Consider the following 19,112-nt stretch of genomic DNA (forward strand, 5'->3'; position numbering starts at 1 on the left):
TTACTTCTTGTCCTTGTCGTCTTCGTCCTCGACGACCTCGGCGTCGACGACGTCCTCATCGGAGGCCGCCTCCTCAGCCGGGGCCTCGGTTCCTGCGGCGGACTCGGAGGCCTGCGCCTGGGCGTAGATCGCCTCGCCGAGCTTGACCTGGCTCTCGTTGAGCTTGTCGAACGCGGTCTTCACCGCGTCCTCGTCCTCACCGGCGAGCGCGCTCTTCAGGGCGTCGACATCGGCCTGGACGTCGGTCTTGACGTCCTCGGGCAGCTTGTCGTCGTTCTCCTTGATGAGCTTGTCGATCGAGTAGGCGAGCTGCTCGGCGCTGTTGCGGACCTCGGCCTGCTCGCGGCGGGCCTTGTCGTCCGCAGCGTGCTCCTCGGCCTCGCGGACCATGCGCTCGATGTCCTCCTTGCCGAGGGACGAGCCACCGGTGATGGTCATCGACTGCTCCTTGCCGGTGCCCTTGTCCTTGGCGGACACGTGCACGATGCCGTTGGCGTCGATGTCGAAGGTGACCTCGACCTGCGGCACACCGCGCGGAGCCGGCGCGATGCCGGTCAGCTCGAAGGTGCCGAGGTTCTTGTTGTCGCGGGTGAACTCGCGCTCACCCTGGAAGACCTGGATGGCGACGGACGGCTGGTTGTCGTCGGCCGTCGTGAAGGTCTCGCTCCGCTTCGTGGGGATCGCGGTGTTGCGCTCGATGAGCTTCGTCATGATGCCACCCTTGGTCTCGATACCGAGCGACAGGGGGGTGACGTCGATGAGCAGCACATCCTTGCGCTCACCCTTCAGCACGCCGGCCTGGAGGGCTGCGCCGACGGCGACGACCTCGTCAGGGTTGACGCCCTTGTTGGGCTCCTGACCACCGGTGAGCTTCTTGACGAGCTCCGCGACGGCGGGCATACGGGTCGATCCACCGACGAGCACGACGTGCGCGATGTCGGAGACCTTCACGCCGGCCTCGGCGATGACGTCGTTGAACGGCTTGCGGGTGCGCTCGAGGAGGTCCTGCGTGAGCTCCTCGAATTTGGCGCGGGAGAGCGTCTCGTCGAGGTTGGCCGGGCCGTTCTCCGTGAGGGAGAGGTACGGGAGCTGGATCGAGGTCGACATCGAGGAGCTGAGCTCCTTCTTCGCCTGCTCAGCGGCTTCCTTGAGGCGCTGCTTCGCGATCTTGTCGCCCGAGACGTCGACACCGGTCGAGTCCTTGAAGCGCTTGATCAGGTAGTCGACGACGCGCTGGTCCCAGTCGTCTCCACCGAGGCGGTTGTCGCCCGAGGTGGAGCGGACCTGGATGGTGGAGAAGTCGTCGTCCTTGCCCACTTCGAGCAGCGAGACGTCGAAGGTACCGCCACCGAGGTCGAAGACGAGGATGAGCTCGTCCTCCTTGCCGCGGTCGAGGCCGTAGGCGAGGGCTGCGGCGGTCGGCTCGTTGATGATGCGGAGCACGTTGAGGCCCGCGACCTCACCGGCCTCCTTCGTGGCCTGACGCTCGGCGTCGTTGAAGTAGGCGGGGACGGTGATGACCGCGTCGGTCACGGTGTCGCCCAGGTACTGCTCGGCGTCGCGCTTCAGCTTCGCGAGGATGCGGGCGGACAGCTCCTGCGGCGTGTACTTCTTGCCGTCGACGTCGAACTTCCAGTCGGTGCCCATGTGGCGCTTGACGCTCGCGATGGTGCGGTCGACGTTGGTGACGGCCTGGCGCTTCGCGGTCTCGCCGACGAGCACCTCGCCGTCCTTGGTGAATGCGACGACGGAGGGGGTGGTGCGGAAGCCCTCGGCGTTGGCGATGACGGTGGGTTCTCCACCTTCGAGGACGGCGACCACCGAGTTGGTGGTACCGAGGTCGATGCCTACTGCACGTGCCATGTGTTGGTTCTCCTTGTGTTGACTGCCGGTTCGGAACTCGTCGACTCGGGCGGCATGCTGTGGGCGTCCGGCCGACTCGACGAGCTCGGCACCGAGCTGATTGATGGGGTGATGCTGGTGCGACGTCGAGACTTGAGCCCCGATGACTCAATGCTACCGAGGCCCGGTTTCAACGTCAAGAAAGTTGAGTCCGCCTGGCTCAACTCCCAGCGGATGGCCAGGGTGACCGCAACCCAGGTGCCCTTCGACAAGCTCAGGGACCAGGACGGGGAACGGTCCGCGAGTGACGACAGGCCCAGAGTCCGGAACGAATCCCGGTCCCTGAGCCTGTCGAAGGGGTAGTGCCTACGCGGCGTCCACCAGCACCGCAGCATGCTCGGTGACGACGATCTTCCCGCCGACCGCGTCGACGTGCACGGTCGAGCCGTCGCCGACCCCGCCGCCCACGACGAGCTCGGCGATGCGGTCGTCGACCTCACGCTGGATGAGGCGACGCAGGGGGCGCGCGCCGTACTCCGGCTCGTAGCCGAGCTCCGCGAGGAGCGTGAGCGCCTCGGGCGTCGTCTCGAGTGACGCACCGCGCGCGGCCAACCGTTCGGTCGTGCGGCCGAGCATCAGTCCGACGATCTCCTGCAGCTGCTGCTGGTCTAGCTTGCGGAAGAGGACGATCTCATCGATGCGGTTGAGGAACTCCGGACGCATCGCCTCGCGCAGCTTGCCCATGACCCGGGTACGCAGCGCCTCCTCGGAGCCGAAGCCCGTCGGGTCGTCGGCTCCGCCGGCCACGAAGCCCATCGCACCGGACCGGGAGGCCAGGAACTCGGAGCCGAGGTTCGACGTCATGACGACGACCGTGTTGCGGAAGTCGATCGTCCGCCCCTGACCGTCGGTCAGGCGACCGTCGTCGAGCACCTGCAGGAGCAGGTTGAACACGTCCGGGTGCGCCTTCTCGATCTCGTCGAACAGCACGATCGAGTACGGGTTGCGTCGCACGCGCTCGGTGAGCTGGCCCGCCTCGTCGAACCCGACGTACCCGGGAGGGGCGCCGACGAGTCGCGACACCGTGTGGCGTTCGCCGAACTCGCTCATGTCGAAGCGGATCACGGAGTGCTCGTCAGCGAAGAGGGATCCGGCGAGCGCCTTCGCGAGCTCCGTCTTACCGACGCCGGTGGGGCCGAGGAACAGGAAGCTGCCGACCGGTCGGTTCGCATCCCCCATGCCCGTGCGGTTGCGACGGACGGCCTTCGACACCGCGGTCACGGCGTCGTGCTGGCCGACGACGCGAGCGTGCAGTTCGTCCTCGAGACCGGCGAGACGTTCCCGCTCGCCCTCCGTGAGCCGACTGACCGGGATGCCGGTGGCGCGGGACACGACGCCGGCGATCTGGGCCTCGTCGACGACCGCGTCGCGGTCGGTGCGGGCACCGGGTCCGTTGGAGGCGGCGTCGAGCTTCGCCTGCACGGCGGTGATCTCGTCGCGGATGCGCGAGGCCTCCTCGTAGTGCTCGGCCGACACGGCCGCGTTCTTCGACGCCTCGAGTGTCGCGAGCTCCTCGACGAGGGCGCTCACGTCGACCGCCTTCCCGAGCCGCAACCACAGCCGGGCTCCGGCCTGGTCGACGAGGTCGATGGCCTTGTCGGGCAGGACGCGGTCGGGCAGGTAGCGGGCCGAGAGCTCGACGGCGGCGCGGAGGGCGTCGTCGGTGAAGCGGACGTCGTGGTGCTCCTCGTAGGCAGGGCGGAGACCGTCGAGGATGAGGACGGCGTCCTCGATCGACGGCTCGCCGACACGCACGGGCTGGAAGCGGCGTTCGAGTGCCGGGTCCTTCTCGATCCCGCGGTACTCACGGAGCGTGGTCGCACCGATGAGGTGCAGCTCACCGCGCGCGAGACGCGGCTTGAGCATGTTCCCGGCGTCCATGCCGCCCTCACCGGAACCTCCGGCGCCGACGACCGTGTGGACCTCGTCGATGAAGACGATGAGCTCGGAGCGGTTGGCCGCGATCTCGTCGAGGAGGCCGGTGAGGCGCTCCTCGAAGTCGCCCCGGTAGCGCGTACCGGCGACCATGGCGGGCAGGTCGAGCGAGACGACGCGCTTGCCGCGCAGCTGCTCGGGGACGCTGCCGTCGACGATCGCCTGGGCGAGCCCCTCGACGACGGCGGTCTTGCCGACGCCGGCCTCGCCGACGAGCACGGGGTTGTTCTTGGTGCGGCGGGAGAGGATCTCGATGGTCTGCTCGATCTCCTCGGAACGTCCGATGACGGGGTCGAGCGATCCGCCTGCGGCGAGCGCCGTGAGGTCGGTGCCGAAACGGTCGAGCATCGGGGTGTCCGAGTCGAGGTCGTCGGCATCGCGGTCGTCCTGGTCGTCGGTGGCGACACCGGGGTCGCCGACGGTCTGGCGCATGCCCTGGGTCAGCGCCTCCGCCGTGACGCCGGCGCGGGCGAGGACCTCACCGGCGGGCGAGTCCTGGTTGATGACGAGCGCGAAGAAGAGGTGCTCGGGGTCGACGTACGTCGACCCGGCGGCGCGGGCCACCTGGTAGGCGTGGAACAGTGCGCGCTGGGCCGACGGCGTGATGGCCGGGTCCTTGACGCTCGGCGAGGACGCCTGCGGCAGGCGCTGCTCGGCGGCCTTGGCGATGACCTTCGGGTCGACGCCGAGGCGCGCGACGGCGTCCTTCGCGGGCTCCTCGCTCACGATGACGCGCAGGATGTGCAGCGCGTCGAGCTCGTTCTGGCCGCGCTCGAGCGCGAACCGGCCGGCGCGCTGCAGGATCTCCTGCGTCCGCGCGGTGAGGAAGCGGCTGAGGTCGATGGTCCGCGCCGAACGCGCCCGCTCGCCCTCGAGATATCGGGCGAGGAAGTCGTCGAACGACGACGATCCGCCGTCTGCTGCTGCGCCGCCCTGGGTGAAGTCTTCGGGCACGTGAACCTCCTGGATTCAAACTTGAGTGTCGTACGCTCAAGTCCAACGCGGGGTGCCCGAAGCTATTCCCGGCGACGATCCGCGTCCCAGCGAACCTTCAGCGAGGGAGCCTGTCCACCGCCGCTCGACGATGCTCCAGCGCCGCGGGCAAAGCGAGGGCGGCAGCCAGCACACAGAAGCCTCCAGCGCCGACCGCGAGGCCTGGCGCGACGGCGAGCACCGGGCGCGCCCCCTCTTCGAGGCGACCGAACGCCTCAGCCTCCACCGCTGAGACAGCCGCTGCCGTCAGGAGCCCGAGGAACGTCGCGGTCACGGCATACATGAAGGCTTCGACGACGCCGGCTCCGACGATCGAGCGGTGACTGACGCCGCCCACAGCCAGCAGCGCCCGCTCGTGCACCCGCTCACGAGCAGCCATCACCACGACCGTCGCGGTGCCGGCGATCGCCAGGACGACCGTCGGACCGAGAATGGTCCAGACAGCGGAGTGGTTGATGCCGTGCTCGCCGGCGGACACAAGCCCGGCCGCCCTCCTGGCGGAATCGGCGGTCTCGAACACGGTGTAGATCGAATTCGCGAGGGCGACCGCGACGTAGAGCGGGACGAGGGAGACGCCTACACGATCCAAGCGGAAGGCGCAGCCACGACGCGCGAGGTACCAAGCCGTCGACCATCGACGTGGGACGATCCATGTCCACGCCGCGAGGAACATCGCAGCGATCCGCGAGACGTGCAGCGCGATCAGCGGGATGATCAGCAACGACAGGAGCATCGCGAGGCCGACTAGGAGACCGAGCCGACTGGACACGTCGCCGCTCACCGTACCGACCATTCCGGCCGCCACTGCGAGGACCGCCGCCGACATGACCAGGCTGAGCGCGAGCCTGAACGCGGTCGGGCGACGGCGGACGACTTCCGCGCTCAGGACCGCGTCGACCGCCGGTACCCGGAGGATCGAGCCGGCACCTTGCAGACCGGCGAGCAACAGGATGCCGATGAGCAGTGCCCAGGTCGACAGGAGCACCAGCGTGCTCGCCGGGGCATCGACGATCGCGGCGACCGCGTTGGCCTGCAGGACCCAGCCGGTGAACCGCGGTGCGACCAATAGGGCCAGTGGCAGCCCGAGCGCTCCGCCCACGGTCCCGAGCACGATCAGCTGCGATACAAGGACGCCGGCGATCCGCACTGACGACATCCCCGCGAGCTTCCAGGTCGCGAACGGTCGACGCTGGAGTTGCACCGCCAAGGAGACCGCGCTCGAGGTGATGACGAAGACCGCGAGCGAGGCCATCCCGTACATCGGCGTGCTCAGATTCCGGACGATGCGCTGTTCCCGGACGGGCAGCCGACCGGCGGCCTCCACGAGCACTCCCACGCTGACAAGGAGCGCGTTCGCGAGTGCCAGGAACAGGAGCAGGGAGATCCACACCCGCCACTGATGCAGGAGTGTGCGGAGAACGAGACCGGCCATCGTCATGCTCCCACGGACGTGTGGACACTGTCCGCGCGGGCCGTTTCGATGGCGGACCAGAGCGCCTCCGGGGTGGCGGACGTCAGCTCAGCGTGGACGGAACCGTCACAGAGGACCAGCACACGATCCGCACGCGCAGCAGCGTCGAGGTCATGGGTCACCATCACCATCGTGCGTTCGGGACCGAGCGATCCGAACAGGAGGTCGAGCACGACCCGTCCTGACGACGTGTCAAGTGCACCGGTGGGTTCGTCGGCGAAGACCAATTCGGCCTGCGACAGCAACACCCGGCCGATCGCGACGCGCTGCCGTTCACCGCCTGACAGCTCGTCCGGGCGATGCCGGAGGCGCGACGACAGTCCGATGTCTGCGGCGACATCTGCGACCGCCTGACGCCCGGCTGCGCGACCGGCGAAGAGCGCGGGCAACGCGAGGTTGTCCCGCGCGTTGATGGAGGGGATCAGGTTGTAGTCCTGGAACACGAAGCCGACGGACCGCCGCCGGAATCGGGAACGACCCCATTCGGTCAGGGATGACAGCTCCGTCCCCAACGCCACGACGCTTCCACGTGTCGGAGCTCGGAGACCAGATAGGCAGTGCAGGAGTGTCGACTTCCCGGATCCCGAGGGCCCGACGACCGCCAACGACTCACCGGCGGCTACAGAAAGACTCACCCCCCGCAACACGTGGACCGGGTCGCGGCGATGCAGCGAATAGCTGAAGGAGAGATCGCGTGCTTCCAGGCTCATCGTTGCAGTGTCTTTCGTCGTTCAGGCACGGTGTCTCCACCAGCTCAGGTCGGTCGTGAGCATCGGGGCTGCTGCGCTCGATGTCCTCGTGTGCGCAGCAGCCCCCCTCATCAGCCGCCCGCGCACGCGAACAGGCTGGCCGAACTCTCCGGCTGGTTTTCGCCGCAGGCCCACCAGCTCCAGTTGCTACCTAGCGTTCCGATGCCGCGATGCGCATCACGGCGCTGAAGGTCGAGAACCTTGTTCATGTTCATCACCTCCTCTCCGATCAAGACCGAGCGAACCCTGCGCTCGCTCGAACAGCCCGGGCTGCTGCATCAGCGGCAGCCAGGACAGGTCTCTTTGACGTTGTGCTGTGAGCGCGGCGAGGATACCTGCACTTCCAGTCGCCAAGTCGCTGGACAATCGGAGGTAGTTCTCTCCGGGAAACTGCACCGATCGTCTCCAACACAAGGCGTCGTGAGCGAGAGCGCTTCGTTGGAATTCAGCGCCGTCAGTAGCGATCGGAGCGCGATCAGCCGCGAGCGCTGCGAGTATCCCCGCACGGCCGTTGAAGAGACCAGAGAACGCGTACGTGTGGCTCGCGCAGGCGCGTCGCAGTCCCGCTGTCACAAGCGAGACGTCGTCACCGAGGTCGACCCGGTCCTGCAATTGCGCGATTGCCACAAGAACCCCCGCGCTGCCTCGGGCAAGATACGGAAGTGTTCTCCCGTTCTCCGTGTCCTCAATTCCCACGAGGTCATCAGCGTAAGAACGCGTCCGAGAAAGGTCGCGCTCGACTGCTCGGATAGCGAGTCGCATTGCGCCGAAGTCATCGTGGTGTCGCGCGAGCGTGGACAAGAACAAGGAGATACCCGACCATCCGAACAACAGCCCTGCCCGACGGTCGAGTGCCTCAGATGCGCTGGATTCACCGTCGGAGAACAGCTGTGCCGAAATGCGGGCGGCGCACTCCAGCGCAATCTCGAAGTACTCCGAGTCTTCATACTCGAGCGCTGCGCCGACGGCTGACAGGCCGATCCCTGCGAGTCCGCCGAACAGGTTGAGGCTACGCGTCCTGCCTCGCGCCTGCAATGAGCGATCGATATGGCGCTTCGCCGCATCGTGTGCACCAAGTTCGCTGAGTGCTGCAGCGACGCCCGCAAGGCCGTTGAACAAACCGGGTTTCGTATCGGGAGGTGAGGTATCGGCCGCGGCGACGAGCCATTCAGTGAGGTCTGACGTGATGTCGACATCCGCGCGCGCCAGGGAGAGCAACACTCCGGCAGCCCCGTTCGCAACGTTCACCGTTCCGAACGGGTCGGCTTGGGCCACATCGCCAGGAAAGAGTGCGCCGGACGTTGCACGGAGGGACGCCAGAATACCCTGAGCAAGTCGATCACGCGTCACTGGGTCTCCCAGCCGTTCAACGTCCCACACGGATGGCGACTCGGCCGGTGTCAGTTCGACCTGAGTCGTCAATTCACGCGGCAGTTTGACACAAGCGCGACGGATGATTTCCGCTGCCCTCGAGCCAAACGTCGCCGAGACCATGTCTATAGTCCTGTACCAGTGACCTGGGGCGAGTATCTCGATCGACCTGTTGACCTGGAAGAGGGACGCGGCGATACGTGACACTGCGAACCAGTCAGCTTCTGCAGCGGTGTACCCGTCCGGCGGAGCGTAACCCAGCGCGTTGAAGCTCGACCGCGTTCGACTATTCGGTTGCCGTCCGTCCTCGAGGTCGATGAGGCGAACCGACAGGTCGGCAAGCGCAAGGACGTTGCCGGGGTGCAGATCACCAGCAACCGCTCCCTGCTGATGAAGCATCGCAACGCACCGTTCGATCGAACTCATGATGCGATCCACACAATCGACGAAGCGGGACTGCTCATCACTGGCCAGGCGTTCCCGACTGAATGGATAGTTTTTCGCCCCCCATGCATTCAGCGGCTCCCCGGGGACGTGCTCCATCTCGAGAAAGCGGTGTTCCCAAGCGGTGAACATCCGGATGGGCCGCGGAGCAATCTCAAGATGTGCCACGTGCGACAGCGTTTCACCCTCGACATTGAGCCGTTCGACTGCATCGCGTCCGCGCGCGTCTAGGCCAGCAAGAGGCCTTGCTTCTTTCACGATCGAGCGGACGGCCCCTCCACCTGACGATGCCTCGTAGACTCCTCCGCTGTTCGAGAACTTCAGCGGGGTGAGCAAATCATAGTCATCGAGAGGTGACTGCTCGGCAGGCACCTCACGGAAGATCTTGATGGCGTGTCGTACTTTGTCCGTCATTTGAACCTCGGCAGGCATGTCGAAGTACGGCACGCGAAGGTCGGCGATCAGTCGGAACCCATCGCCGACGAGAGAAAGCACGGGCTCATCGGTTGCATCTGGGACCATCAGGGGCATGAATCCGCCGTAGCGGAGATACAGCGGACCGTCACCGACTCTCACATCGCTCAGGATGAATGGTCCTGGCCGACCACTGAGACATGCGGAGAGGGTGTCAATCAGGCGATCCAGTTGATGAGCATCGCACGGATAGACAGTCACGAACTTTCCGCTCGCAGCCCTGTCGGCGCTCTTCGAGTTTCGTGCCACGAGACCGTCGCGGGTCGGAACGAACTTGAACGACGCGCTCATCGCTACACATACGTCAACTGTGGCCTGCAGCGTCTCAGCGGCCGTGTCAGGAGTTGCGGAGACGTGAATCTTCCAACCCTGAACGGGTAGGTCCACGTCTGGTGGAGCGCACATCTCCCAGCCGTTTTGCCGGAAGCGCCGCCAGTCGTTGGGGATACCTTGTGGCTGGAACCCGTCGCCGCGCTGCTGCGCCTTCGCAGACGAGTAGAAGGGCAGCTCCGGATGACTGAACTGGAAATACCGCTGGTCCACGAAGCGCCCTCCCTTGTTTGATATTTCAAATGTAGAGTTTAAGATGGTCGACCGCAAGGGCCTCTCTCCGCGCTACCGCGCGTTCACCACGCGGCACTAGCCTCAGTGCATGAGCACGACTCCCCCAGGTGGCACCGACGACACCGGCCGGACAGGCGGGCACGGCGACGAAGCCCCGCGTCTCGGATCCCGGCCCCGCAACTTCCCGCCACCACCGCTCGTCACCCCCGACGCCGCAGCGGCCACCGTCGACCTCGACACCTCGCAGGTCGCCGCAGTGAAGGCGCAGGCGGGCCGGAAGGGTCGCATCTTCGCGTGGAGCCTGTGGGACTGGGGCTCGGCGTCGTTCAACGCCGTCGTCACCACCTTCGTGTTCACCGTCTATCTGACGAGCGACTCCTTCGGCGAGGAGGCCGCGGTGTCGGCATCCCTCGGGTGGGCGCTCGCGGCCGCCGGACTGCTGATCGCGATCCTCGCGCCGGTCGTCGGCCAACGGTCGGACTCCGCCGGGCGACGGAAGTTCTGGCTCGGCTTCAACACCTACGTCGTCGTCGCGGTCACCGCGCTCCTCTTCTTCGTCGCGCCCGATCCGAACTTCCTCTGGCTGGGCCTCGTCCTCCTCGCCGTCGGCAACATCGTGTTCGAGTTCGCCGGGGTCAACTACAACGCGATGCTCGCCCAGGTGTCGACGCCCACCTCCATCGGCAAGGTCTCCGGCCTCGGCTGGGGCATGGGGTACATCGGCGGCATCGTGCTCCTGCTCATCGTGTACTTCGGCTTCATCTCCCCCGAGGTCGGACTCTTCGGCGTCACCGGCGAGGACGGCATGGACGTCCGTGTCGCGATGCTCGTGTCCGCGGCGTGGTTCGGGGTCTTCGCCCTACCCGTGCTGCTCGCCGTGCCTGAGTACCACGCACCCCAGGCCGTCGCCCGGCCGCACGTCGGGTTCTTCGCCTCCTACGGGGTGCTCGCCAAGAGCATCGCGGAACTCTGGCGCGACAGCCGACAGACGCTGTACTTCCTGCTCGCGAGCGCCGTGTTCCGCGACGGGCTCGCCGGTGTCTTCACCTTCGGCGGCGTCCTGGCCGCCGGGACCTTCGGCTTCTCACCCGGCGAGGTGATCATCTTCGCGATCGCCGCCAACGTCGTCGCCGGGATCGCGACGATCACGATCGGCCTGCTCGACGACAAGGTGGGGCCGAAACCCGTCATCATCGCGTCGCTCATCGGCCTCGTCGTCGCGGGAAGCGCCGTGTTCCTCCTCCACGAGGGCGGCGCGACGATCTTCTGGATCTTCGGCCTCATGCTGTGCCTGTTCGTCGGCCCCGCACAGTCGGCGAGCCGCTCGTTCCTGGCGCGCATCATCCCCGAGGGCCGCGAGGGTGAGGTCTTCGGCCTCTACGCCACGACCGGCCGCGCCGTGTCCTTCCTCGCACCGACCGCTTTCGCACTGTTCGTCACGCTTGGCGGGGCGCAGTTCTGGGGGATCCTCGGGATCGTGCTCGTGCTGCTCATCGGCCTCGGACTCCTAATCCCGGTGCATGCGAAGCAGGGGCGGCTCAGCTCGCGGGCCTGATGCGCGGCTCCGGTGAGCCGACCACACAACCCGTCAGCTTGATTTCGTAATTACGATATTTATACACTTGGGTCATGACGACCATCGACCCCGGCGATCTCGAGGCACGTCTCGCGCGTCTCGAAGCCGCCGTGTTCGCCCGACCGGCCGACGACGACACGACCACCGAGCGACCGGATGACGCTCCGTCCGCAGCCGCGACAGGCGATTCCGATGACACCTTCTGGGCGCTCCGCGGGCTCGAACAGCGCACGGCCGAGCTCGAGCACGGGGCGGTTCTCTTCACCGGCTCGGTCGTCGCCGGCGGCGGACCCGTGCAGTGGCAGTACGCCAGAGCGACCGACGACCTCCTCGCGCTCGGCGACGACCCCGACGCCGTGGAATCAGCAGGCTCCGGTCCACTCGCGACCGCTGCATCGCGGCTCGCGGCCATCGGCTCCCCCGTCCGGCTGCAGCTGCTCCTGGCCGTCGCCAACGGCACCTCCGCACTCGCGGACCTCGGCGAACTCGACGGCATCGGGACGACCGGCCAGGTCTACCACCACGTCCGCGTCCTGACCGCCGCTGGCTGGCTGCAACCCGCCGGCCGCGGACGGGTCGCGGTCCCACCCATGCGACTCGTCCCGCTGCTCGTCGCCGTCGCCGCCATGGAATGACCACCGACCCCAGGAAGGACCCCGCATGACCGCCACACCACGCAGCACGTCCCGACCCAGACGGGTCTGGGTCATCGCCGCCATCAGCACCGCTGTCGCCCTCGCGGCCGGACTCGCCCTCCGGCCAGGGCCCTCGACCCTTCCCGCGGAGGCCGCCGGCGACGCGGAACTCGCGGCGACCGTCCGCGAACTCGCCGGCCCCGACCGCAAGGCCGTGCTGGCCGTCGTCGTCACCCCGGACGGCACCCGCACCGCGACGATCGGCGCCCAGCCGGACACCCGGTTCGAGATCGGATCGGTGAGCAAGGCCTTCACAGGACTGTTGCTCGCCGACGCGATCGAGCGCGGCGAGGTCACCCCGGACACCAGGCTCGGTGACCTCCTCGAACTGGACGACGCACCGGCGGCGGACGTCACCCTCGAGCAGCTCGCCACCCACACCTCCGGTCTGCCACGCCTGCCGATGGACTTCTCGACGATCCTCTCCTCAGCGTGGTTCGCACTCACGACGGCGAACCCATACGGAGAGGACCTCGAGAAGCTGCTCGAACAGGCGCGGTCCGCGTCCCTCGACACCCCGAAGGGCACCTACTCCAACCTCGGCTTCGAACTCCTCGGCGCCGCCCTCGGCTCGGCCGCCGGCACCAGCTACGCCGATCTCCTCGAGGAGCGGATCACCGGTCCGATGGGGCTCGACTCGACCGGCCCCGTGAGCGATGCAGCAGAGCTCGGCGACCGCGACCTCCTCGGTGAGACCGCCGGCGGACGGACCGCCGCAGCATGGACCGGCACGGCGATCGGGCCTGCTGGTGGCATCCGCTCGGACACGGCGGATCTGGCCCGCTTCGCGGAACGACTGGCCGACGGCAGCGCGCCGGGCATCGAGGCGCTCGCCCCTCAGACGGCGTTCGGCGATCGCGAGATCGGCTGGGCCTGGATCACCGATCGGAAAGCGATCGACGGTGAGGACCTCGTCTGGCACAACGGCGCCACGGGCGGCTTCGCCTCCTTCGTCGGCGTCGTTCCGACGACCGGCACCACGGTGGTCCTCGTCTCGGCGACCCAGGAGTCGGTCGATGCGGCCGGTGTCGCCCTCCTCGAGCAGATCGGAGCAGCACGATGATCGAGATCCTCACACCCGCCGTCGTCGCCCTCGTCATCGCCTGGTTCCTCGCCCTCCAGGTCGCGCATGCGTGGAGTACGGGACGCTGGGCGGCGACCGAGCGCTACCGACTGGTCGTCGACGCGGTCGACAGCATCGTGATCCTCGCCCTCGTCCGCGCCCTCGCCGCGCCGGTCGGCGTCTGGTCCTGGGCGTGGATCATCGCCGTCGCGATCGTCGGCTTCGGACTCGCCGGCGCAGCACTCCGCTGGAACACACTCCCCTGGCACGCACCCAAGCCGAGGCGGACCGTCGACGAGCACGGGGCGACGGTCGAGACAGCCGTCGAACCGCGCACCCGCGGTCGGCAGGTCCTGTCGGGGATCTACGCCGTCGTCGGTGCCGCGATCGTCGCGCTCTGCTGGTGAGCGACCGCAGCCCACGGTCGGGTCAGGCGCCCGGGAGCACGAGCCCCTTCCGCAGGGTGACGTTCCCGTACTTCCTGGTCTCGCCCGTGCGGATGATGAGGAACGCTGTGGCGGCCTCGTCGTAGTAGGCGAACCGGTCGACGAAGCGCACGGCGTCCTCGGTCGTGCCGGCGGCGGCGATGAGTTCCCGCTGGACGTCGAGCACCGTGCCGTCGGCGCTCGTCATGAGGTCGAGCACGGGCTCGTCGTCGAGCGGGATCACCGTGCGCACCGCTCGGAGGACCTCCGGCGTCGACAGCGTCGGCAGCACGACGACGCGTTCGCCGAGCCGGGCGGCCGGGAAGTGCGCGTCGGCGATCACCACCGCGTCCGAATGTCCCATCGCGTCCAGGTGCAGCAGCAGTTCGCCGCTCAGCACCGGGTCGATCCCTGTCAGCATGGTGACCTCCTCGTCATGGTTCCGTGTCCATCCGTCTGCCCGATCATGTCAGTCCGTCGACGCCGACCGGCCCGCGGGGGTCGAGCCGGTAGACGCGCGTCGCTGTCCCGCCACGCACTGCATCGCGTTCCGCCGGTGACAACTCGTCGACGAGACCGGACAGCTCGTGCCAGACCACACCGTACCCGCCGCTCGTGACGGTCATCGGCCAGTCGCCGCCGAGCATCAACCGCTCGGGCCCGAAGCAGGCGAGTGCGGTGTCCCAGGCCCGACGCACGTCGGCCGCCGCGAACGGCCGACCGGCCCGGTTGAGGCCGGACACCTTCGCGACCACGTTCGGTGACGCCGCCGCCGCGGCCAGCTCGGTCGCCCACTGTGCGAAGGCCTGATCGTCGCGCGGCGGCTTCGCGAGGTGGTCGACGACGATCGTCAGCCCCTCCTCAAGCCGCGCGAGTCCGGTGGCGTCACGGAGCAGCCGAGGGAAGGCGTTCGGGACGTCGAGCGGAAGCCCACGGTCCGCGAGGAGCGCCGCCAACCGGCGCGCGGGGGCGGCCAGGAGCAGGCCGTCCCGGGGATCGTCGTGCAGCAGCTGACGAACGCCGCGGAACCGTGGATGCGCGCCCCAACGGTCGAGCAGTGCCTCGGCCCGCTTCGCATCGTCGATCGGCACCCAGGCGACGACGCCGGCCACCCAGCTGAAAGCGTCCGATGCGCTGAGCATGGACATCGTGTCGAGCTCCGTGTCGTCGGCCTGGACGAGGATCGCCGCATCGACGCCGGCCTCCCGCAGCTCCGCGGCCGCGCGCTCCGGCGTGAAATCCTCGCGAAGTGCCTCGTCGGCCGAAGCGAGCCAGTGATAGCCGTCGGCGCGATTCCACAGATGGAGGTGCGCGTCGATCGTCCGCATCAGCCGAGCAGCCCTCTGGTGCGCAACTCCGTCCAGAACGTCTCCGGGATCGGCGCCTCGAAGCGCTCCACGTTCTGGATCATCTGCTCCGGCCGCGAGGCGCCGACAGCGACCGTCCGCACGGCGGGGTGGCGGAGCGGGAACTGGAGGGCGGCCGCGGGCAGTTCGACCTCGAACCGACGGCAGATCTCGGCGATGTCGACGGCGCGGTCGAAGACCTCAGGTGGGACGGCACCGTACTCGTATCGTCCGTCACGGTCGGGGACGGCGCGGGCCAGCAGACCGGAGTTGAACACCGAGGCGGCGACCACGCCGACGCCGTGTTCCAGACAGGCGGGCAGCACCTCCTCGCCCGCTGGCTGCTCGGCGAGCGTGTACCGACCGGCGATCATGATGAGATCGGTCAGGCCCGTGCGCACCGCGGCGAGGAGTGCGGCGACGTCCATCGACCCGATCCCGACCGCCCCGACGATTCCTTCGTCGCGGAGGGCGGCGAGCGCCGGTATCCCCTCGGATATCCCGGACTCCGGATCGTTGCGTTCCGGGTCGTGGAGGTAGAGCACGTCGACGTGGTCGAGTCCGAGTCGTTCGAGGGACTCGTCGAGCGAGCGCCGCACGCCCGACTCACTCGCGTCCCACTCGCGCCGCACGGTCGCCGGGACGACGAAGTCGTTGTCCGTGTCGAGCGCACCCTCCCCCTCAGGGTTCGGCACGAGGAGGCGGCCGACCTTGGTGGACAGGACGTACTCGTCGCGGGGCTTCGTCCGCAGGAAGGCGCCGAGCCGACGCTCGGAGAGACCGAGGCCGTAGTGCGGAGCCGTGTCGTAGAAGCGGACGCCGTGTTCCCAGGCCGCATCGAGGATCGCCCAGGCCTCCTCATCGCCGAGCTCGCGGTAGAGGTTGCCGAGGTTGGCGGCGCCGTACGCGAGCCGCGGGACGAGGAGGTCAGGCACCGGCGCCCCGGAAGGTGAACTCGGCGATCGACGTCGCGAGCATCTCCGAACCGCCGCCGGGGGCGACCGGCGCGCGGTACCGGCCGGCGACGATCTCGACGGGCTCGACGAAGTGCTCGTGCAGGTGGTCGACGAATTCGATCATGCGTCCATCCTCGCTCCCGGACACGGCGATGAAGTCGAACATCGAGAGGTGCTGCACCGCTTCGCACAGCCCGACGCCACCGGCGTGCGGGCAGACCGGGACACCGAACTTCGCGGCCAGGAGGAGGATCGTGATGTTCTCGTTCACGCCGGCGACCCGAGTGGAGTCGATCTGGAGCACCTGGAGGGCGTCGGCCTGCAGGAACTGCTTGAACATGATGCGGTTGGCCATGTGCTCGCCGGTCGCGACCGGGATCGGGGCGACGCCGCGCGCGATCGCCGCGTGGCCGAGGATGTCGTCGGGGCTCGTCGGCTCCTCGATCCAGGCGATGTCGTAGGGGGCGAGTCGCGACATCCAGTCGATCGCCTCCGCGACGTCCCACCGCTGGTTGGCGTCGACGGCGATCCGGATGTCGGGTCCCACGGCGTTCCGGGCGATGGCGAGGCGACGGACGTCGTCCTCCACATTCCCGCCGACCTTGAGTTTGACCTGCGCGAATCCGTCCGCGACCGCTTCGCGACACAGGCGGTCGAGCTTCTCGTCGGAGTAGCCGAGCCACCCGGGCGTGGTCGTGTAGGCGGGGTACCCGGCGGCGAGCAGGGCCTCGGTCCTGGCCTCCCGTCCTGGTTCGGCGCGTCGGAGGATCGCGAGGGCGTCGTCCGGGGTGAGGACGTCGCTCAGGTAGCGGAAGTCGACGAGCTCGACGAGCTCCTCCGGCGTCATCATGGCGAGCAGCCGCCAGAGCGGCAGGCCGGCGCGTTTGGCCTTGAGGTCCCAGAGCGCGTTGACGACGGCGCCGATCGCCATGTGCATGACGCCCTTCTCGGGGCCGAGCCACCGGAGCTGGGAGTCGTAGACGAGTTCGCGCCAGAAGGACCCGAGGGCGTCGAGCACGGGCTCGACCTCGCGACCGAGGAGGTGGTCCCGGAGGGCGTGGATGGCTGCGACCTCGACGTCGTTGCCGCGTCCGATCGTGAAGACGAAGCCGTGGCCCTCGTGGCCGTCGTCCGCGTCCGTCACGAGGCGCAGGTAGGCGGCGGAGTAGTCGGGGTCGGGGTTCATGGCATCCGAGCCGTCGAGGGTGGTCGAGGTCGGGAACCGGACGTCGTGCGTCTCGAATCCGATGATGGTACTCACGTCGGCATGCTCCTTCGGGCTGGTGCCACCGAGCTTAGACATCCGATGTCTGGGCTGTCAATGCGCTCAGCGTGGACCAAATCACCTGTTGCAACGGCCGGGTCGGGCGGTAGAGTTCAGACGTTATCGGCTACGGAGTCGGGTCCGCACGCGGGCACCGGCGGAACCGGAAGGACCAGCATGCGCTTCGCCAGACTCGGCCCCGCGGACGGGGAGACCCCCGTCGTGTTCGCGGGAGACACCGCCTACGACCTCCGATCGATCACTCCCGACATCGACGGAGCCTTCCTCGCCGGCGGCGGCGTCGATCAGGTTCGCGCCGCCCTCGAGTCGGGTGCGCTCCCCGCCCTCGACGGCGCCGACGAGCTCCGCATCGGCGCTCCGATCGCCCGGCCGAGTGCGGTCGTCTGCATCGGGATGAACTACGCGGCGCATGCAGCGGAGTCGGGATCCGCCCCTCCCGAGATCCCCATCATGTTCTTGAAGACGCCCAACACGGTCGTCGGCCCGAACGACGACGTCCGCATCCCGCGCGGCAGCACGAAGACCGATTGGGAGGTCGAGCTGGGCGTCGTCATCGGCGAGCGCACCTCCTACCTCGACAGCCCTGAGGACGCCCTCGGCCGCATCGCCGGCTTCGTCACCGCGAACGACGTGTCGGAGCGCGACTTCCAGATGGCGGCGAGTGGCGGGCAGTGGTCCAAGGGCAAGTGCGCTCCGGGCTTCAACCCGACCGGCCCGTGGCTCGTGACGCCGGACGAGGTCGACGCCGGCGCTCTGCGACTCCGCAGCTGGGTCAACGGCGAACCGCGTCAGGACTCGAGCACGGCGGACCTCATCTTCGACGTCGCCACGGTCATCTGGCACCTGAGCCAGTACCTGCAGCTCGAACCCGGCGACCTCGTCCTGACCGGCACACCCGAGGGCGTCGCGCTCTCCGGCCGCTTCCCCTACCTCGCACCGGGCGATGTCTGCGAGGTCGAGATCGAGGGCCTCGGTCGCCAGCGACAGCGGTTCGTCGACTCGGTCCCCGGAATCGCGCCGGCGGCGAAGCCAGCCGAGGCACTCGGAGCCCGCGCATGAGCGCCGAAGACACCGGCGAGTTCGACGGGCTCGTCGCGATCGTCACCGGCGGCGCTTCGGGGATCGGCGCCGCGATCGTCGAACGCCTCGCCGCAGCTGGCGCGAGCGTCGCGATCCTCGACCTGAACCCGTCGCCCGACGAGGACTCCGCCACCCGCCTGTCGGTGCGGGCGAACGTCGCCGACGACGCGTCGGTCCGCGCGGCGATCGACGCCGTCGTCGCACGGTTCGGCCGCCTCGACATCGTCGTGAACAACGCCGGTATCGGCGCGCAGGGCACCATCGAGTCCAACGACGACGACGAGTGGCACCGCGTCTTCGACATCAACGTGGTCGGCATGGCTCGCGTGACGCGCGCGGCCCTCCCACACCTGCGCGAGTCTCCGTCGGCCGCGATCGTGAACACCGCGTCGATCGCCGCGACGGCGGGACTCCCCCAGCGCGCGCTCTACACGGCGACGAAGGGAGCCGTGCTGTCCTTGACGCGAGCGATGGCCGCCGACCACCTGCGCGAGGGCATCCGGGTGAACTGCGTCAACCCGGGCACGGCCGACACCCCCTGGGTTGGCCGGCTGCTCGACAGCGCCGCCGACCCGGCCGCAGAACGCGCCGCACTCGAGGCACGCCAGCCGCATGGCCGACTCGTCGCCGCGACCGAGGTCGCCGGTGCCGTCGCCTACCTGGCGAGCCCGCGATCAGGCTCGACGACCGGCACCTCGATCGCCGTCGACGGCGGGATGCAGGAGCTCCGCCTCCGCCCCGAGTAGCGAGGGCCGAGTCCCGATGCCGCCTCACCGTTCACAA

Annotated in this window: 16 protein-coding genes; 6 read left to right on the plus strand and 10 right to left on the minus strand. The window is 68.3% G+C overall.

The window, feature by feature from the left end; translation table 11 throughout:
- The 6 genes from dnaK to lanKC all read right to left on the minus strand — a co-directional run bounded on the left by dnaK (window position 1) and on the right by lanKC (window position 9,882).
- Window positions 1–1,863, minus strand: coding sequence for a molecular chaperone DnaK (gene dnaK, locus ACQ3HE_RS08150; protein ID WP_430892125.1), 1,863 nt, complete (start codon window positions 1,861–1,863; stop codon window positions 1–3).
- Between the two features lie 345 nt (window positions 1,864–2,208).
- The gene (locus ACQ3HE_RS08155) at window positions 2,209–4,791 is read right to left on the minus strand and encodes an ATP-dependent Clp protease ATP-binding subunit (protein ID WP_430892127.1); all 2,583 of its coding nucleotides are present in this window, start codon (window positions 4,789–4,791) and stop codon (window positions 2,209–2,211) included.
- 97 nt (window positions 4,792–4,888) lie between these two features.
- Window positions 4,889–6,262, minus strand: coding sequence for an FtsX-like permease family protein (locus tag ACQ3HE_RS08160; protein WP_430892129.1), 1,374 nt, complete (start codon window positions 6,260–6,262; stop codon window positions 4,889–4,891).
- A 2-nt stretch (window positions 6,263–6,264) separates the two neighbouring features.
- Window positions 6,265–7,011, minus strand: a complete 747-nt coding sequence (locus tag ACQ3HE_RS08165; RefSeq protein WP_079001262.1) for an ABC transporter ATP-binding protein — start codon at window positions 7,009–7,011, stop codon at window positions 6,265–6,267.
- 110 nt (window positions 7,012–7,121) lie between these two features.
- Window positions 7,122–7,259: a hypothetical protein gene (locus ACQ3HE_RS08170; RefSeq protein WP_153303372.1), complete on the minus strand. Its 138-nt coding sequence runs from the start codon at window positions 7,257–7,259 to the stop codon at window positions 7,122–7,124.
- Window positions 7,228–9,882 carry a class III lanthionine synthetase LanKC gene (gene lanKC, locus ACQ3HE_RS08175; RefSeq protein WP_430892131.1) on the minus strand — a complete coding sequence of 885 codons (2,655 nt, stop codon included), beginning with the start codon at window positions 9,880–9,882 and terminating at the stop codon, window positions 7,228–7,230. Before lanKC ends, ACQ3HE_RS08170 begins: the two co-directional genes overlap by 32 nt.
- Before the next feature lie 109 nt (window positions 9,883–9,991).
- On the opposite strand from lanKC, the gene ACQ3HE_RS08180 reads away from it, so the two are divergent.
- From ACQ3HE_RS08180 to ACQ3HE_RS08195, 4 genes are all read left to right on the plus strand, one after another.
- Entirely contained in the window at window positions 9,992–11,458 is a 1,467-nt protein-coding gene (locus ACQ3HE_RS08180) for an MFS transporter (RefSeq protein WP_430892132.1), read from the plus strand.
- Window positions 11,459–11,532: 74 nt separating this feature from the next.
- On the plus strand, window positions 11,533–12,114 hold the full coding sequence (locus ACQ3HE_RS08185; protein ID WP_430892134.1) for a hypothetical protein: 582 nt from the start codon (window positions 11,533–11,535) through the stop codon (window positions 12,112–12,114).
- Between the two features lie 25 nt (window positions 12,115–12,139).
- A complete protein-coding gene (locus tag ACQ3HE_RS08190) occupies window positions 12,140–13,237 on the plus strand; it encodes a serine hydrolase domain-containing protein (RefSeq protein ID WP_430892136.1) in 1,098 nt (365 codons plus the stop codon).
- Window positions 13,234–13,644, plus strand: a complete 411-nt coding sequence (locus ACQ3HE_RS08195) for a hypothetical protein (RefSeq protein WP_430892138.1) — start codon at window positions 13,234–13,236, stop codon at window positions 13,642–13,644. Before ACQ3HE_RS08190 ends, ACQ3HE_RS08195 begins: the two co-directional genes overlap by 4 nt.
- Before the next feature lie 22 nt (window positions 13,645–13,666).
- On the opposite strand, the gene ACQ3HE_RS08200 is transcribed toward ACQ3HE_RS08195, so the two are convergent.
- The 4 genes from ACQ3HE_RS08200 to ACQ3HE_RS08215 are packed head-to-tail and all read right to left on the minus strand — an operon-like array spanning window position 13,667 to window position 17,225.
- Window positions 13,667–14,083: an RbsD/FucU family protein gene (locus ACQ3HE_RS08200; RefSeq protein WP_085511960.1), complete on the minus strand. Its 417-nt coding sequence runs from the start codon at window positions 14,081–14,083 to the stop codon at window positions 13,667–13,669.
- 43 nt (window positions 14,084–14,126) lie between these two features.
- Complete coding sequence (locus ACQ3HE_RS08205; RefSeq protein WP_430892140.1) at window positions 14,127–14,990, minus strand: amidohydrolase family protein; 864 nt, start codon at window positions 14,988–14,990, stop codon at window positions 14,127–14,129.
- A complete protein-coding gene (locus ACQ3HE_RS08210; protein ID WP_430892141.1) occupies window positions 14,990–15,943 on the minus strand; it encodes an aldo/keto reductase in 954 nt (317 codons plus the stop codon). Before ACQ3HE_RS08210 ends, ACQ3HE_RS08205 begins: the two co-directional genes overlap by 1 nt.
- Window positions 15,936–17,225, minus strand: coding sequence for an L-fuconate dehydratase (locus tag ACQ3HE_RS08215; RefSeq protein WP_430892143.1), 1,290 nt, complete (start codon window positions 17,223–17,225; stop codon window positions 15,936–15,938). Before ACQ3HE_RS08215 ends, ACQ3HE_RS08210 begins: the two co-directional genes overlap by 8 nt.
- A gap of 180 nt (window positions 17,226–17,405) precedes the next feature.
- On the opposite strand from ACQ3HE_RS08215, the gene ACQ3HE_RS08220 reads away from it, so the two are divergent.
- Window positions 17,406–18,308: a fumarylacetoacetate hydrolase family protein gene (locus tag ACQ3HE_RS08220; RefSeq protein WP_430892145.1), complete on the plus strand. Its 903-nt coding sequence runs from the start codon at window positions 17,406–17,408 to the stop codon at window positions 18,306–18,308.
- A complete protein-coding gene (locus tag ACQ3HE_RS08225; protein WP_430892147.1) occupies window positions 18,305–19,075 on the plus strand; it encodes an SDR family NAD(P)-dependent oxidoreductase in 771 nt (256 codons plus the stop codon). The genes ACQ3HE_RS08220 and ACQ3HE_RS08225 overlap by 4 nt, the downstream gene beginning before the upstream one ends.
- The last annotated feature ends 37 nt before the right edge of the window (window positions 19,076–19,112 follow it).

This window comes from Plantibacter auratus, from assembly GCF_050587365.1.
In the GTDB taxonomy this organism is placed as follows: Bacteria; Actinomycetota; Actinomycetes; order Actinomycetales; family Microbacteriaceae; genus Plantibacter; species Plantibacter auratus.

Coding starts and splice junctions, on each gene's coding strand:
- dnaK (WP_430892125.1), bottom strand. CDS start 1,863: ATGGCACGTGCAGTAGGCATCGACCTCGGTACCACCAACTCGGTGGTC.
- ACQ3HE_RS08160 (WP_430892129.1), bottom strand. CDS start 6,262: ATGGCCGGTCTCGTTCTCCGCACACTCCTGCATCAGTGGCGGGTGTGG.
- ACQ3HE_RS08165 (WP_079001262.1), bottom strand. CDS start 7,011: ATGAGCCTGGAAGCACGCGATCTCTCCTTCAGCTATTCGCTGCATCGC.
- ACQ3HE_RS08170 (WP_153303372.1), bottom strand. CDS start 7,259: ATGAACAAGGTTCTCGACCTTCAGCGCCGTGATGCGCATCGCGGCATC.
- ACQ3HE_RS08180 (WP_430892132.1), top strand. CDS start 9,992: ATGAGCACGACTCCCCCAGGTGGCACCGACGACACCGGCCGGACAGGC.
- ACQ3HE_RS08185 (WP_430892134.1), top strand. CDS start 11,533: ATGACGACCATCGACCCCGGCGATCTCGAGGCACGTCTCGCGCGTCTC.
- ACQ3HE_RS08190 (WP_430892136.1), top strand. CDS start 12,140: ATGACCGCCACACCACGCAGCACGTCCCGACCCAGACGGGTCTGGGTC.
- ACQ3HE_RS08195 (WP_430892138.1), top strand. CDS start 13,234: ATGATCGAGATCCTCACACCCGCCGTCGTCGCCCTCGTCATCGCCTGG.
- ACQ3HE_RS08200 (WP_085511960.1), bottom strand. CDS start 14,083: ATGCTGACAGGGATCGACCCGGTGCTGAGCGGCGAACTGCTGCTGCAC.
- ACQ3HE_RS08205 (WP_430892140.1), bottom strand. CDS start 14,990: ATGCGGACGATCGACGCGCACCTCCATCTGTGGAATCGCGCCGACGGC.
- ACQ3HE_RS08220 (WP_430892145.1), top strand. CDS start 17,406: ATGCGCTTCGCCAGACTCGGCCCCGCGGACGGGGAGACCCCCGTCGTG.
- ACQ3HE_RS08225 (WP_430892147.1), top strand. CDS start 18,305: ATGAGCGCCGAAGACACCGGCGAGTTCGACGGGCTCGTCGCGATCGTC.